Annotated in this window: 13 protein-coding genes and 2 rRNA genes; 6 read left to right on the top strand and 9 right to left on the bottom strand. The window is 52.1% G+C overall.

Annotated elements, in window-relative coordinates:
* Positions 1-3 precede the first annotated feature (3 nt).
* Positions 4-1,413, top strand: coding sequence for a nitrogen regulation protein NR(I) (gene glnG / locus BJF97_RS00115; RefSeq protein ID WP_032693312.1), 1,410 nt, complete (start codon positions 4-6; stop codon positions 1,411-1,413).
* A 111-nt stretch (positions 1,414-1,524) separates the two neighbouring features.
* Positions 1,525-1,635, top strand: coding sequence for a YshB family small membrane protein (locus BJF97_RS33895; RefSeq protein ID WP_004855828.1), 111 nt, complete (start codon positions 1,525-1,527; stop codon positions 1,633-1,635).
* Between the two features lie 36 nt (positions 1,636-1,671).
* Here BJF97_RS33895 and hemN read toward each other — a convergent pair whose 3' ends face one another.
* Positions 1,672-3,045: an oxygen-independent coproporphyrinogen III oxidase gene (gene hemN / locus BJF97_RS00110; RefSeq protein WP_032693313.1), complete on the bottom strand. Its 1,374-nt coding sequence runs from the start codon at positions 3,043-3,045 to the stop codon at positions 1,672-1,674.
* A 188-nt stretch (positions 3,046-3,233) separates the two neighbouring features.
* Positions 3,234-3,740: a Der GTPase-activating protein YihI gene (yihI, locus tag BJF97_RS00105; protein WP_032693314.1), complete on the bottom strand. Its 507-nt coding sequence runs from the start codon at positions 3,738-3,740 to the stop codon at positions 3,234-3,236.
* A gap of 583 nt (positions 3,741-4,323) precedes the next feature.
* Between yihI and yihA the strand changes: the two genes are divergently transcribed.
* Positions 4,324-4,956 carry a ribosome biogenesis GTP-binding protein YihA/YsxC gene (gene yihA, locus BJF97_RS00100; RefSeq protein WP_004855823.1) on the top strand — a complete coding sequence of 211 codons (633 nt, stop codon included), beginning with the start codon at positions 4,324-4,326 and terminating at the stop codon, positions 4,954-4,956.
* 136 nt (positions 4,957-5,092) lie between these two features.
* On the opposite strand, the gene BJF97_RS35595 is transcribed toward yihA, so the two are convergent.
* Entirely contained in the window at positions 5,093-5,140 is a 48-nt protein-coding gene (locus tag BJF97_RS35595; protein WP_071892919.1) for a spot 42 RNA, inhibition of DNA synthesis, read from the bottom strand.
* Between the two features lie 165 nt (positions 5,141-5,305).
* The gene (gene polA / locus BJF97_RS00095; RefSeq protein ID WP_032693315.1) at positions 5,306-8,095 is read right to left on the bottom strand and encodes a DNA polymerase I; all 2,790 of its coding nucleotides are present in this window, start codon (positions 8,093-8,095) and stop codon (positions 5,306-5,308) included.
* Between the two features lie 396 nt (positions 8,096-8,491).
* On the opposite strand from polA, the gene BJF97_RS00090 reads away from it, so the two are divergent.
* A complete protein-coding gene (locus tag BJF97_RS00090; protein ID WP_014227365.1) occupies positions 8,492-9,391 on the top strand; it encodes an acyltransferase in 900 nt (299 codons plus the stop codon).
* Positions 9,392-9,440: 49 nt separating this feature from the next.
* Here BJF97_RS00090 and dsbA read toward each other — a convergent pair whose 3' ends face one another.
* The 3 genes from dsbA to BJF97_RS00075 all read right to left on the bottom strand — a co-directional run bounded on the left by dsbA (position 9,441) and on the right by BJF97_RS00075 (position 11,423).
* Complete coding sequence (gene dsbA, locus BJF97_RS00085) at positions 9,441-10,064, bottom strand: thiol:disulfide interchange protein DsbA (protein WP_004855816.1); 624 nt, start codon at positions 10,062-10,064, stop codon at positions 9,441-9,443.
* A gap of 27 nt (positions 10,065-10,091) precedes the next feature.
* On the bottom strand, positions 10,092-11,078 hold the full coding sequence (locus tag BJF97_RS00080; protein ID WP_032693316.1) for a serine/threonine protein kinase: 987 nt from the start codon (positions 11,076-11,078) through the stop codon (positions 10,092-10,094).
* 75 nt (positions 11,079-11,153) lie between these two features.
* The gene (locus tag BJF97_RS00075) at positions 11,154-11,423 is read right to left on the bottom strand and encodes a YihD family protein (RefSeq protein ID WP_004855810.1); all 270 of its coding nucleotides are present in this window, start codon (positions 11,421-11,423) and stop codon (positions 11,154-11,156) included.
* A gap of 71 nt (positions 11,424-11,494) precedes the next feature.
* On the opposite strand from BJF97_RS00075, the gene mobA reads away from it, so the two are divergent.
* Complete coding sequence (gene mobA, locus BJF97_RS00070) at positions 11,495-12,076, top strand: molybdenum cofactor guanylyltransferase MobA (RefSeq protein ID WP_025106519.1); 582 nt, start codon at positions 11,495-11,497, stop codon at positions 12,074-12,076.
* The gene (gene mobB / locus BJF97_RS00065) at positions 12,073-12,591 is read left to right on the top strand and encodes a molybdopterin-guanine dinucleotide biosynthesis protein MobB (protein WP_032693317.1); all 519 of its coding nucleotides are present in this window, start codon (positions 12,073-12,075) and stop codon (positions 12,589-12,591) included. Before mobA ends, mobB begins: the two co-directional genes overlap by 4 nt.
* Positions 12,592-12,703: 112 nt before the next feature.
* Here mobB and rrf read toward each other — a convergent pair.
* Together rrf and BJF97_RS00055 are read right to left on the bottom strand one after the other, a co-directional pair.
* Positions 12,704-12,819, bottom strand: a 5S ribosomal RNA gene (gene rrf, locus BJF97_RS00060).
* Between the two features lie 200 nt (positions 12,820-13,019).
* Positions 13,020-15,923: ribosomal RNA gene (locus tag BJF97_RS00055) — 23S ribosomal RNA — on the bottom strand.
* Positions 15,924-15,973 lie beyond the last annotated feature (50 nt).

Here is a 15,973-nt window from a genome sequence, read left to right as displayed (position 1 = left end):
TTTATGCAACGAGGGATAGCATGGATCGTTGACGACGATAGCTCCATCCGTTGGGTGCTTGAACGCGCGCTCACCGGGGCAGGCTTAAGTTGTACAACGTTTGAAAGCGGCAACGAGGTGCTTGATGCCCTCACGACCAAAACCCCGGATGTGCTGCTGTCTGATATCCGCATGCCGGGAATGGATGGACTGGCGCTGCTAAAGCAAATTAAACAGCGCCATCCAATGCTCCCGGTCATCATAATGACGGCGCATTCGGATCTTGACGCGGCGGTCAGCGCCTATCAGCAGGGCGCCTTTGATTATCTGCCGAAACCGTTTGATATCGATGAAGCGGTGGCGCTGGTTGATCGTGCCATTAGCCATTACCAGGAACAGCAGCAGCCGCGTAATGCGCCGATTAATAGCCCAACGGCCGATATCATCGGCGAAGCGCCGGCCATGCAGGACGTCTTCCGCATTATCGGCCGCCTGTCGCGTTCATCAATCAGCGTACTGATCAACGGCGAGTCCGGTACCGGTAAAGAGCTGGTTGCCCACGCTCTCCACCGCCACAGCCCGCGCGCCAAGGCGCCGTTTATCGCGCTAAATATGGCGGCTATTCCGAAAGATCTGATTGAGTCAGAACTGTTTGGCCACGAGAAAGGGGCCTTTACCGGCGCCAATACCGTGCGCCAGGGGCGATTCGAGCAGGCAGACGGCGGCACGCTGTTCCTCGACGAGATCGGCGATATGCCGCTGGACGTACAGACTCGTCTGCTGCGCGTACTGGCCGATGGCCAGTTTTATCGCGTGGGGGGCTATGCGCCGGTGAAGGTGGATGTACGCATTATTGCCGCCACCCACCAGAACCTTGAGCTGCGCGTCCAGGAAGGAAAATTCCGCGAGGATTTATTCCACCGCCTGAACGTGATTCGCGTCCATCTGCCGCCGCTGCGCGAGCGTCGGGAAGATATTCCGCGACTGGCGAGACATTTCCTGCAAATCGCCGCCCGTGAGCTGGGCGTCGAGGCCAAACAGCTGCATCCGGAGACGGAGATGGCGTTAACCCGACTGGCATGGCCGGGCAACGTACGTCAGTTGGAAAACACCTGTCGCTGGCTGACGGTAATGGCCGCAGGTCAGGAGGTTCTGACGCAGGATCTTCCCAACGAGCTGTTTGAAACGGCGATACCGGATAACCCGACGCAAATGCTGCCGGATAGCTGGGCCACGCTGCTGGGGCAATGGGCCGATCGCGCTTTGCGTTCCGGTCATCAAAACCTGCTCTCGGAAGCGCAGCCGGAGATGGAGCGCACGCTGCTGACCACCGCGTTACGCCACACGCAGGGGCATAAACAAGAGGCGGCTCGCCTGCTGGGCTGGGGTCGTAATACCCTGACGCGTAAGCTAAAAGAGTTGGGAATGGAGTAACAGCGCGGCGGCGAGTAAAAAATAGTCATCCAGCGCAAACTGCTGCTATTTTGTACTTTACTGTTGCCATGCGTTGAGTATGATCTTGCCCGGAAAGACGGGGGAGAAATCATGCTTGAATCATTTATTAATATTATATCGAGCGGTGTTGCAGCGGGTCATACGCCGCAGACGGCGGTAGCTGCCGTTCTGTGCGCGGCGATGGTTGGGCTGTTTAGCTGATAATACCCCCGCTCCTTCCTGGAGTGGGGGTATGCTTTATATCACGCGGGAAAACTGCTGCATCCGCGCTTTCTGGCGCAGATACGTATCAAAACACATGCAGATATTGCGTATCAGCAGCCGGCCTTTCGGCGTCACCTGAATGCCCTTCTCATCCACATCCACCAGCCCATCTTTGGCCAGCGGCGCCAGCAATTTCATATCGTCGGCAAAGTAGCTATCGAAGGTAAGATCCCACTGCGCTTCTACCGCAGCGAAGTCGAGACGGAAGTGACAAATTAGCGCCTTAATCACGTCGCGACGAATGCAGTCATCGCGCGTCAACGCAATACCGCGCCACAGCGCCGTTCCGGTTTCATCAACCTGCTGATAATACTGCTTCAGCTCTTTCTGGTTCTGCGCATAGCAATCGCCAATCATGCTGATCGCCGAGACGCCCATCCCCAGCAGATCGGTGTCTCCCTGGGTGGTATACCCCTGGAAGTTACGATGCAGGATACCTTCACGCTGGGCTATCGCCAGCTCATCATCCGGACGGGCAAAGTGGTCCATGCCGATAAACTGATATCCCGCGGCCGTCAGCGAAACAATCGTCTCCTGAAGAATGTCCAGCTTCTGTTCTGCAGAAGGCAGATCGGCGTCTTTGATTTTGCGCTGCGCAGCAAAGAGCGTTGGCAGATGCGCATAGTTGAATACGCTCAGACGATCGGGGTTGAGCTCCGCCACTTTCTGTAGCGTATACGCGAAGCTCTGCGGCGTTTGCTTCGGCAGACCGTAAATCAGGTCGATATTGGTAGAGGTAAAGCCGATATCGCGCGCGTGGTTGAGTAGCGCGAAGATAAACGCTTCATCCTGCTCGCGGTTCACCAGGCGCTGCACTTCTTTGTTGAAGTCCTGCACGCCCATACTCAGGCGATTAAAGCCTTCGAGGCGTAAATGATCCAGGACATCGAGTTCGATTTCGCGCGGATCAACCTCAATGGAGATCTCTGCATCCGCGTTAAAATTGAAATGGGTACGCAGCAGCCCCATCAGACGACTAATTTGCGCCTTGTTTAAATAGGTTGGCGTACCGCCCCCCCAGTGCAGCTGACTAACTTTGCGGCCAGCAAAAAGCGGCGCGCGATGAATAATCTCCTGCTCAAGCACATCCAGATACTGGTCGGCCTTATGCTGCTGACGGGTGACGATTTTGTTGCAGCCGCAGAAATAGCAGAGTTTATGGCAAAACGGGATATGCACGTACAGCGAGAGGGGACGCTGCGGATAGCGGGCTACCGCCGCATCAAATTCAGCGGCGCCAAATTCTGGAGAAAACTCCAGCGCGGTGGGATACGAAGTATAACGCGGCCCGGAATAGTTATATTTCTGGATCAGGGCCAGATCCCAGTCGATTAACTGCACAGACATGCTCACTCCTTCCGATGGTACCGTCGGCGGGTACGCCGCCCCGGCCCAACCGCACCTCGGGTAATGAGCCGGTTGCGCAGCCATTTCTGACGCCGCGACAACCGTCGTAGTTTAACGAATAACCACAGCAGATAACATATAACCAGAAGGGTTATAAGCAGGACCGGGAATCCGATGGGGTGCAAACGTTAGTTTCCACCCTTCAGCAGGCGCATCATATCTTCTTTGCGCTCTTCCTCTTCTTCATCTTCGTCATCATCGTATGAGAGGCCCAGCTGCTGCATCAGCTCATCAATACGATCCAGCTTGGCGTCAACCCAGGCCTGCTCTTCAGCATTAAGGGTACCGCCCTCTTCCAGACGTTCCAGCAGCGCGTCCAGGCGCTCATCGTTCTCCAGCAAATCCAGCTCAGCCTGCGGTGAAAGCATAGGTTTCTCGCTCTTTGGTTTATGCTGCTTAATCGCCGGAGCATTTTCAGTTACGCCCAGCGGGATTGGTTTTTTACTGCCAATTCGGGGATCTTGCTGCTGACCTTGTTTTTTACCTGCTGAAGCGGTGTCGCCGCCGGTCACACGACTTCCTGCCGCGTGGCCGCGATGCTTCTTCTGATGCTTGCGCTCGCGGGCTTCCTGGTTCAATTCTTCACGCGTTTTGCGATTTTTTTTACCGCGAGGTACGGATGTCGGTTTTTTCATGTTGTGTAATCTTCAGGCCGTTTTCTTCAGTATAGAATTGAGGCGGAATCTAGCAGAAAGCAAGCAAAGAAAAAAGGCGACAGATTACTCTGTCGCCTTTTTCCGCACTGATAACCCTTAATGGGCTTCTACTTTCCATGTTAGCTAACGACACACCCTGTCTTTCCTTTAGCTACCAACGATCCCTGTTACATCCATTTCCTTTTAAAACGTCTCCAGACGTTTGTCATCCTGACAATCCGTAGTCTTCGCCTCCTGGCGCTTCCTGACTCCTCATCCTGAGTCATAATCCTGTTAGCATCCTCGCCCTTGACCGCTACTTTACTGGTTTGCGGGAAACCTACAACCGACTGTACAGAAAAAAAACGAGTTTCAGAATTTTCTTTCATTTTAACGTAATGATTTATATAACTTTGTATCATTTTTAATCAGACTTTTCTCATGAATTTCGCATATAACCAATAGCCAATGTCTCACAAAGACTGTGGTTTTAACTTACAGCGATGAGGTGCGGTAAAAACAGCCTTTTTCTGTTGTTCAGGTATAATCCCCATCAAAGCCTGATTTAACGGAGACGACCGTCTTGACCAACTGGAATTATCAACTGACGCATTTTGTCACTAGCGCGCCAGATATCCGCCATCTTCCTGCCGATACCGGTATTGAAGTGGCCTTTGCTGGCCGCTCTAACGCCGGGAAATCCAGCGCGCTGAACACGCTGACTAACCAGAAAAGCCTCGCGCGTACTTCGAAGACGCCAGGCCGTACGCAGCTTATTAACCTGTTTGAAGTCGCTGAAGGCAAGCGCCTGGTCGACCTGCCGGGCTATGGATATGCCCAGGTTCCGGAAGAGATGAAAATCAAGTGGCAGCGCGCGCTGGGTGAATATCTGGAGAAACGCCTCTGTCTGAAAGGGCTGGTTGTGTTGATGGATATTCGTCATCCGCTTAAAGATCTCGATCAGCAGATGATCCAATGGGCGGTGGAAAGCGATATCCCGGTACTGGTGCTGCTAACCAAAGCCGATAAGCTGGCCAGCGGCGCGCGAAAAGCGCAGATCGCCATGGTTCGTGAAGCGGTCACCGCCTTTAACGGAGATGTGCAGGTCGAAGCGTTTTCTTCCCTGAAGAAGCAGGGCGTGGATAAACTACGGCAGAAGCTGGATAGCTGGTATAACGATATCCCTCCTCAGGAAGCCTCTGAAGACGGCGAATAATCTCGCTAACTTCTCCGGATAGCGTCGCGTGAGGCTCTATCCGGGTAGCCCGCCTCATCAGCATCGATACGCAAAAAATTTTCTTTCGCGCAATAAAAAACGCCCCGGTCATTTATGACCGGGGCGGCTAAAATATTCAGCCAAATCCGATTACGTGAAGTAAAAGGTCTGAAAGATAGAACATCTTACCTCTGTACCCTACGTCTTTAACTCTACTCTTCTTTCGGTTACGGATAAAGCATTTTTTGTAGTTTTTTTTCACTCTTTACATAGCAAATTCAAATGATCATCACAAAATGCGATAAGTTATGTTACTCACTTACAAGAAATGACCTTCCTTACCGAATACTTAGTGCGCTTGATCCCAGTTTTCTCCACTCCCCACTTCCACCAGCAGCGGAACCGCCAGCGTCGTGCTGCTTTCCATCAGTTCGTGGATCTTTTTCGCAACCGCCTCAAGGTCGTCTTTATGCACTTCAAAGACCAGTTCATCGTGTACCTGCATAATCATCCGCACGCGCGGTTTTTCGCTTAATAACCAGCTATCTACGGCGATCATCGCGCGCTTAATAATGTCGGCAGCGGTTCCCTGCATCGGCGCATTGATCGCCGCACGCTCGGCACCGGCGCGGCGCGCGCCGTTGCTGGATTTGATGTCCGGCAGGTAGAGACGACGGCCATCAAGCGTTTCAACATACCCCTGCTCTTTGGCCTGGGTGCGGGTGCGCTCCATATACTCCAGCACGCCCGGATAGCGCTCAAAGTAGAGATCCATATACTTTTGCGCTTCTTTGCGTGGAATATTGAGCTGGCGCGCAAGGCCGAATGCGCTCATGCCGTAAATCAGGCCGAAGTTGATCGCCTTCGCGCTGCGGCGCTGTTCGCTGCTGACGCTCTCCAGCGGCAAACCAAAGACCTCTGCCGCCGTCGCGCGGTGGATATCCTTCCCTTCCGCAAACGCGGTCAGCAGGCCCTTGTCGCGGGAAAGATGCGCCATGATGCGCAGTTCAATTTGCGAGTAGTCGGCAGAGACAATGAGATAATCTTCCGGAGCAATAAACGCCTGACGGATACGCCGCCCTTCTTCGTTGCGCACCGGAATGTTCTGCAGGTTCGGGTCTGTAGACGACAAACGTCCCGTTGCCGTAACCGCCTGGTGATAAGAGGTGTGAACCCGGCCCGTTTTCGGGCTGATCATCAGCGGCAGCTTATCGGTATAGGTGGATTTGAGTTTTGCCAGACCACGATACTCGAGGATGACTTTCGGCAGCGGATAGTCCAGCGCCAGCTCTTCCAGCACCTCTTCCGAGGTAGACGGCGCGCCGCCCGGGGTTTTCTTCAGCGGCTTAATACCTTGTTTTTCAAACAGGATGGTTTGCAGCTGCTTCGGCGAAGAGAGGTTAAACTCCTCACCCGCGATATCATACGCCTTCTTCTCCAGCTCAATCAGGCGTTTGGCTATCTCCTGAGAATGCGCATGCAGCACGGCCGGATCAATCTTCACCCCGTTACGCTCCACGCGGGATAGCACCGGCACCAGCGGCATTTCAATATTTTTAAAGACGTTCAGCGGGCCTTCATTTTGCTGAAGTTCAGGCCACATTTTGAGGTGCAGCTGCAGCGTGACATCGGCATCTTCCGCCGCGTAGCGGCCCGCTTCTTCCAGCGCGATCTGATTGAATGTGAGCTGGTTTTTACCTTTACCCGCAATCTCTTCAAAGGTAATGGTTTTGTGCTTCAGCCAGCGATCGGAGAGGCTATCCATATCATGGCGGCCCGCCACGCTGTCAAGAATGTAGGATTCCAGCATGGTATCAAAGGCAATACCGCGCAGTTCAATGCCGTAGTTAGCCAGGATACCGCGGTCATATTTGAGGTTTTGCCCAACCTTCAGAACCTTGTCATCTTCCAGTAGCGGTTTCAGCAGCTCAAGGACACGGTCGCGCGGGATCTGATCCGGTGCATCCAGATAATCATGGGCAACCGGTACATAGGCCGCAACGCCAGGCTCAATGGCGAAGGATAAGCCAACCATATTGGCGGATACGTTATCGAGGCTGTCAGTTTCGGTATCAAAGGCAAAAAGCGGCGCTTTCTTCAGGCTCTCAATCCAGGTCAACAACGTTTCTTCATCAAGGATCGTGACATAATTTTCAGAAGAGAGCGCCGTCGCGGTTTCCTCCTCCGCATCGGCCACGTCAGTCACCGCTACAACCGCCTTCGCCGCAGGCTTAGCGCCTTTTGCCTGCATCCACTTGCCGGACTCTACATCGGTGATCCAGCGTTTGAATTCATATTTTTTAAACAGCGTGAGCAGTTCATCAGCGACGGGTTGCGCAACCAGCAAATCTTCACAGCCCAGCTCCAGCTCAACGTCCGTTTTGATCGTCGCCAGCTGATAAGAGAGGTATGCCACCTCTTTATTCTGTTCCAGCTTTGCGGCCATCGTTTTTGCGCCGCGGAAGGTCAGCCCGGCGATTTTTTCAGGCTCAGCATATAACGCATCAAGACCCCCCAGCCCCTGCAGTAACGCCTGCGCAGTCTTTTCTCCCACGCCAGGTACGCCGGGAATATTGTCCGATGAATCTCCCATCAGGGCCAGAAAATCGATGATCAGCTCCGGTGGTACGCCGTATTTCGTCACCACTTCATCGGGGCCAAGGATAGTGTTGGTCATGGTGTTAATCAGCGTAATACCCGGCGTAACCAGCTGGGCCATATCTTTATCGCCGGTGCTAATCAGTACCGGACGCCCGACCTTTTCAGCTTCACGCGCCAGGGTACCGATGACATCATCGGCTTCTACGCCAGGAACAGCCATTAGCGGCAGGCCCATCGCTTTTACCATGGCATGCAGCGGCTCGATCTGCGCACGCAGATCGTCCGGCATCGGCGGGCGATGAGATTTATAGTGCTCAAACAGTTCATCACGGAAAGTCTTCCCCTTGGCATCAAACACGACGACAGCGTGGGTCGGTTGATACTGCAGGATCAGGCTTCGCAGCATATTCAGCACGCCATACATTGCGCCTGTCGGTTCACCAGCGCTATTCGTCAGCGGGGGGAACGCGTGATATGCCCGATAAAGGTAAGAGGAGCCGTCAACGAGGATGAGAGGGTTTTCTGGGATCTGAACCATAATTTCCGTGCCTGTTTATCAGATTATCGGTAAAGGATGCCACAGACGGGCATTAAATCCTGAATTTTTCCCGCATTTCGTCGAAAAGATTCTGCGATCCTTTCGATCGCGTTATGGGCTATCCTGTGGATAACTTTGTGAATATTTTTATAACGACAGCCAAACAATCGTTAATTAAATCATCCATAAACAAATTATTTCATATTTATCATTAAGTTATACACTCATAATTTGCTTTAATAACACCATGGCGACTCAATGTTCCATGTGGATATAAGATCCGAAAATTTTTCTGTTCTGGTAAGACCCGTTATTTACGCTATTTTCTGGTAAAATCAGCCTCTTGCGCCGTTTAAACGCGTTCTTTGTCAGCCTAACTTTCTGAATAAATTAACTATGTCGAGATTACTCGCCGCGATAACGCTCCCGCTGAGTATCGCCCTGACTATCATAGTCACCATAATCTGCTCGGTGCCAATCATCGTCGCCGGGCTGATTAAACTTCTTGTGCCTATTCCTGCGGTCTGGCGCTCGATATCCATTTTTTGCAATTTCATGATGTACTGCTGGTGTGAAGGGCTGGCTCTGCTGCTGCGTCTTAATCCCTGGCTTAAATGGGATGTACAGGGCCTGGATGGCCTGAATAAGAAAAACTGGTATCTGCTCATCAGCAACCACCATAGCTGGGCAGATATCGTGGTGCTTTGCGTGCTGTTTCGCAAACATATCCCGATGAATAAATATTTCCTCAAGCAACAGCTCGCCTGGGTGCCGTTTATTGGGCTGGCCTGCTGGGCGCTGGATATGCCTTTTATGCGCCGCTATTCCCGAGGCTATTTACTCCGCCATCCAGAACGCCGGGGCAAAGATGTTGAAACCACTCGCCGCTCCTGCGAGAAATTCCGCGCGCATCCAACAACGATTGTTAACTTTGTCGAAGGCTCTCGTTTCACGGAAGAAAAGCAACAGCAGACCCGTTCGCCTTACCAGAATCTGTTATCGCCAAAGGCTGCGGGTATTGCCATGGCATTAAACGTGCTCGGCTCGCAGTTTGATAAGCTTTTGAACGTCACGTTATGCTATCCGGAAAACAACCAAAAGCCGTTTTATGACATGCTGAGCGGCCGATTAACGCGGGTTGTGGTGCGAGTCAGTCTTGAACCTGTGATGGAAGAGCTGCACGGCGATTATGTAAATGACAAAAACTTTAAGCGACGCTTTCAGCGCTGGCTAAACAGGCTTTGGGAAGAGAAAGATCGGCAGCTAACGGAAATAATGCAGCAGGCAGAGAAATAATTGTGGGCGCAGAAAAGAAAAACGCCGGTCAGTAACCGGCGTTTATTTTTTATTTCTTCTCAACGAGCTGCTTAACGGTATCGGCATACTGGGCAACAAATGCGTCCATGTTGCTGGTATCCATACCCTGCGGGTTTAGCTGGTATTTACCGTTAACGTACATAGCCGGCACGCCCTGCAGCTGGAAATCAGCGGCGGCTTTCTCTTGCTGAGCCACCAGGGATTTCACCACGAAGCTGTTCCAGGCTGCATCGTAATCTTCACCTTTAACGCCGGCGTCAACGAAGACCTTACGGATATCGGCCACGGTCTGGACGGTCTGGTTTTTCTGTACCGCTTCAAACATCGGCACGGTGATTTTATCTTCCACGCCCAGCGCCATCGCAACGGCCCACGCCTGAGTCAGATCCTTGCCTAACGGACCCAGGAACTCAACGTGGTATTTCGTCATTTTTACGCCTTCAGGCAGCTTTTTCTTCACGTTATCTGATACATGAAGAACTTCCTCAAACTGATAGCAATGCGGGCAGTAGAACGAGAAAAACTCGAGCACCTGCGGCTCACCGGCAACGGGCTTATCGAGGGTAATATACTGCTTACCGTCGGTGATCTGGGCAGCGGATGCACTGAAAGCCAGAATCATACCAGCCAGCGCCAGCCAAATTTTTTTCATGATTAATTCTCTCCTGGATATATCACATTAATACATTGGCGTTAACTGAAGAGGCGGTTCCTGCAGAACCTTTACCTGCTCAAGAAAAGTTGTTGTCTGCCCGCGCCAGTAATCTTCCCCGGTTAACCACGGGAAGTTTTTAGGAAAAGCGGGATCTTCCCAGCGCCTTAATAACCACGCCAGATAATAAACTAACCGCATTGCACGTAAAGGTTCGATGAGGGCAATTTCATCGGTATTGAAAGCGCTGAACTCTTCATACGCTTCAATGATCATCTCAAGCTGCATCCGTTGTTCGGCTTTATCGCCGTTCAACAACATCCACAGATCCTGGATAGCAGGTCCATTACGTGAATCATCTAAATCAACAAACAGTGGCCCATCGCGCCAGAGGATGTTTCCCGCATGGCAATCACCGTGTAACCGTAAAATACTGGCGCGTCCGTGCCATTGCGCCATTACCGCATCAATCAGCTTATCGGTAGCGCTGAGAAAAGCCTCTTTCAGACCTGCAGGTATCAGCGGGGAAAGCTCAAAGACCTGGCGTGGCTCAAGAAGATACTCATTCGTCCCTATCTCCGGACGCGCGACAAAACGCTGTTTGCGTCCAGTTTGATGCAGACGGCCAAGGTAGCGCCCAACCCATTCCATCTGATCGAGGTTATCCGCCTCAAACTGACGTCCACCCAGGCTTGGGAATACGGCGAAAAAGAATCCCTGATGCTGATGAAGGGTACTGTCGTTAAACGACAACGGCGCCGCTACAGGGACTTCGTCCTGCACGAGCTGGAGGGAAAACTGATGTTCTTCGAGGATTTGTTGGGCTGACCAACGCTCAGGACGATAGAACTTCACCACATAGCGGCGACGATCTTCGTCCTGAAACTGGTAAACCCGGTTCTCATAGCTATTAAGCGGTGTGAGACCGGAGTCCACCCGCATTCCCAGATCAAATAAGCCATCAATGATGGTATCCGGGTGAAGCGTCTGAAAAGTGAAAGCCTTATCGTGCATCCTGACATCCGATAATCGTACGAATGATACAGGATATCATCTCATTGCCGATTCCGCGGCAGCGCTTACAACCTTTTACTCTTTAATCACGCCGCGAGCGCGTAGCAGCGCGGTTTTAAAATCTTCTTCATAATCTTTCTGAATCCCGGGAATAACAGCTTCTTTTGCCGAGTCGCGCATCTTCAGATGATAAATCAGAATATCGTCGGAGAGATCGTTCAACTCACCGGTGTATCCGGCCTCTTTCGCCAGTTTTTGCAAAAATTGCATTAAATTCAGCTCGGGTTCTTTCTGCCAGGCTGGCTGGAGGAGTTCAATGACTTCATTCAGACGTTTACATTTCATAGCAATGCTCCTTACTCTTGATAGGAATACGTTAGCAGGGACAATCCCACAATGAAAGAGGCGATATTAATATGCAGGGCAAGGTCATAACCGGCGTCGTGCTGGCGGGAGGAAGAGGCTCACGCATGGGAGGAATAGATAAAGGATTACAGCTGCTGAAAGGTAAAGCCCTGTGGCGTCATGTCGCCGATGCGCTGCAGCCGCAGGTTACAAAGCTGGTAATTAGCGCTAACCGCAATCTTGATTGCTGGCGAAGCAGCGGCTACCCGATTATTACCGACTCTCTGAACGACTTTCCCGGGCCGTTGGCCGGCATGCTTTCCGTAATGCATCAGGTTGAGGGCGAGTGGTTTCTGTTTTGTCCCTGTGATACGCCATTTATCCCATCATTTCTGGCGACGCGCTTAATACAGCAGAGAAAATCCTCTCCAGCCGTTTGGGTACACGATGGTGAACGTGACCATCCGGCCATTGCTCTGGTGAATCGCGAGGCGATCGGCGAACTAGAAACGTATCTGGCGGCAGGAGAAAGACGGGTAATGGTATTTCTGCGCAAAATTGGCGGTCATAGCGTCGATTTTAGCGATGTAAAATCAGCATTTATTAACGTCAATACTCTCGACGATTTGCAACGTATGCAGGTGCCATCATGATCCCGCTTTTAGCCATCGCAGCCTGGAGCGGTACAGGTAAAACCACCCTACTGAAGTCGCTGATTCCGGCACTGCGCGCGGAAGGCTTACGGCCAGGGCTAATTAAACATACTCATCATGATATGGACGTGGATAAGCCCGGTAAAGACAGCTATGAACTGCGTAAAGCCGGAGCGGCTCAGACGATTGTCGCCAGCTCCCAGCGTTGGGCATTAATGACGGAAACACCCGAAGAGCCTCCGCTGGATCTGGAATGGCTGGTTAGCCGAATGGATGCATCAACGTTAGATTTAGTCCTGGTTGAGGGTTTTAAGCATGAAGCTGTGCCCAAAATCCTGCTTTTTCGGCAAAACAGCGGACATAGCATTGAAGAATTAGTTTATGACGATGACGTGATTGCCATAGCCAGCGATACGCCGGTCGAGACGTCGCTTCCATTGTTAGATTTAAATGATGTCCCGCAAATAGCCGCTTTTATTATGCAGTGGTTAAAGGGGTTTAACGAGGACCGATAGTTATTGCAGAGATATAGCCATGATCGCGCCTTCTGAAGGCATCTGCTGATAGTTTCAGGCGACAAAAACGCAAAAAGCCCATCCGTCAGGATGGGCTCTTCACTTGTTTGATGCCTGGCAGTTCCCTACTCTCACATGGGGAGACCCCACACTACCATCGGCGCTACGGCGTTTCACTTCTGAGTTCGGCATGGGGTCAGGTGGGACCACCGCGCTGTCGCCGCCAGGCAAATTCTGTTGTCAGAAACGAATCTTTTACACCGATGCTGCGTTGGCTGCATTCGTAAAGTCAGTCACATACTACAGTATGCTCCTTCCTTTACTTCATTTGCCGCCTTGCCTCAGCGTAAAATCTTTCGTTCCCGAAAATCTGTAATCTAAGCTGAAATTGTTGTCTTCTCAAATCGCCAAAACATCTTCGGCGTTGTAAGGTTAAGCCTCACGGTTCATTAGTACCGGTTAGCTCAACGCATCGCTGCGCTTACACACCCGGCCTATCAACGTCGTCGTCTTCAACGTTCCTTCAGGACCCTTAAAGGGTCAGGGAGAACTCATCTCGGGGCAAGTTTCGTGCTTAGATGCTTTCAGCACTTATCTCTTCCGCATTTAGCTACCGGGCAATGCCATTGGCATGACAACCCGAACACCAGTGATGCGTCCACTCCGGTCCTCTCGTACTAGGAGCAGCCCCCCTCAATTCTCCAGCGCCCACGGCAGATAGGGACCGAACTGTCTCACGACGTTCTAAACCCAGCTCGCGTACCACTTTAAATGGCGAACAGCCATACCCTTGGGACCTACTTCAGCCCCAGGATGTGATGAGCCGACATCGAGGTGCCAAACACCGCCGTCGATATGAACTCTTGGGCGGTATCAGCCTGTTATCCCCGGAGTACCTTTTATCCGTTGAGCGATGGCCCTTCCATTCAGAACCACCGGATCACTATGACCTGCTTTCGCACCTGCTCGCGCCGTCACGCTCGCAGTCAAGCCAGCTTATGCCATTGCACTAACCTCCTGATGTCCGACCAGGATTAGCTGACCTTCGTGCTCCTCCGTTACTCTTTAGGAGGAGACCGCCCCAGTCAAACTACCCACCAGACACTGTCCGCAACCCGGATTACGGGCCCACGTTAGAACACCAGCCATTAAAGGGTGGTATTTCAAGGATGGCTCCATGCAGACTGGCGTCCACACTTCAAAGCCTCCCACCTATCCTACACATCAAGGACCAGTGTTCAGTGTCAAGCTATAGTAAAGGTTCACGGGGTCTTTCCGTCTTGCCGCGGGTACACTGCATCTTCACAGCGAGTTCAATTTCACTGAGTCTCGGGTGGAGACAGCCTGGCCATCATTACGCCATTCGTGCAGGTCGGAACTTACCCGACAAGGAATTTCGCTACCTTAGGACCGTTATAGTTACGGCCGCCGTTTACCGGGGCTTCGATCAAGAGCTTCTCCGTGAGGATAACCCCATCAATTAACCTTCCGGCACCGGGCAGGCGTCACACCGTATACGTCCACTTTCGTGTTTGCACAGTGCTGTGTTTTTAATAAACAGTTGCAGCCAGCTGGTATCTTCGACTGATTTCAGCTCCATGAGCAAGTCACTTCACTTACCATCAGCGTGCCTTCTCCCGAAGTTACGGCACCATTTTGCCTAGTTCCTTCACCCGAGTTCTCTCAAGCGCCTTGGTATTCTCTACCTGACCACCTGTGTCGGTTTGGGGTACGATTTGATGTTACCTGATGCTTAGAGGCTTTTCCTGGAAGCAGGGCATTTGTCACTTCAGCACCGTAGTGCCTCGTCATCACACCTCAGCGTTGATAACGTTCCGGATTTACCTGGAACATCCGCCTACATGCTTAAACCGGGACAACCGTCGCCCGGCCAACATAGCCTTCTCCGTCCCCCCTTCGCAGTAACACCGAGTACAGGAATATTAACCTGTTTCCCATCGACTACGCCTTTCGGCCTCGCCTTAGGGGTCGACTCACCCTGCCCCGATTAACGTTGGACAGGAACCCTTGGTCTTCCGGCGTGCGGGTTTTTCACCCGCATTATCGTTACTTATGTCAGCATTCGCACTTCTGATACCTCCAGCAACCCTCACAGGCCACCTTCAACGGCTTACAGAACGCTCCCCTACCCAACAACACATAGTGTCGCTGCCGCAGCTTCGGTGCATGGTTTAGCCCCGTTACATCTTCCGCGCAGGCCGACTCGACCAGTGAGCTATTACGCTTTCTTTAAATGATGGCTGCTTCTAAGCCAACATCCTGGCTGTCTGGGCCTTCCCACATCGTTTCCCACTTAACCATGACTTTGGGACCTTAGCTGGCGGTCTGGGTTGTTTCCCTCTTCACGACGGACGTTAGCACCCGCCGTGTGTCTCCCGTGATAACATTCTTCGGTATTCGTAGTTTGCATCGGGTTGGTAAGTCGGGATGACCCCCTAGCCGAAACAGTGCTCTACCCCGAAGATGAGTTCACGAGGCGCTACCTAAATAGCTTTCGGGGAGAACCAGCTATCTCCCGGTTTGATTGGCCTTTCACCCCCAGCCACAAGTCATCCGCTAATTTTTCAACATTAGTCGGTTCGGTCCTCCAGTTAGTGTTACCCAACCTTCAACCTGCCCATGGCTAGATCACCGGGTTTCGGGTCTATACCCTGCAACTTAACGCCCAGTTAAGACTCGGTTTCCCTGCGGCTCCCCTATACGGTTAACCTTGCTACAGAATATAAGTCGCTGACCCATTATACAAAAGGTACGCAGTCACCCAACCAGTGGGCTCCTACTGCTTGTACGTACACGGTTTCAGGTTCTTTTTCACTCCCCTCGCCGGGGTTCTTTTCGCCTTTCCCTCACGGTACTGGTTCACTATCGGTCAGTCAGGAGTATTTAGCCTTGGAGGATGGTCCCCCCATATTCAGACAGGATACCACGTGTCCCGCCCTACTCTTCGAGTTCACAGCCTGTGCGTTTTAGTGTACGGGAGTATCACCCTGTACCCTGCGACTTTCCAGACGCTTCCACTAACACACAAGCTGATTCAGACTCCGGGCTGCTCCCCGTTCGCTCGCCGCTACTGGGGAATCTCGGTTGATTTCTTTTCCTCGGGGTACTTAGATGTTTCAGTTCCCCCGGTTCGCCTCGTTTGACTATGTATTCATCAAACGATAGTGCAACGAATTGCACTGGGTTTCCCCATTCGGACATCGCCGGCTGTAACGGTTCATATCACCTTACCGACGCTTTTCGCAGATTAGCACGTCCTTCATCGCCTCTGACTGCCAGGGCATCCACCGTGTACGCTTAGTCGCTTAACCTCACAACCCGAAGATGTTTCGTAAAACATCGTCGTGTCGCGAAAATTTGA

This window comes from Klebsiella sp. LTGPAF-6F, from assembly GCF_001753185.1.
GTDB lineage: Bacteria > Pseudomonadota > Gammaproteobacteria > Enterobacterales > Enterobacteriaceae > Klebsiella > Klebsiella michiganensis.
This window is presented reverse-complemented; position numbering and strand designations above follow the sequence as displayed.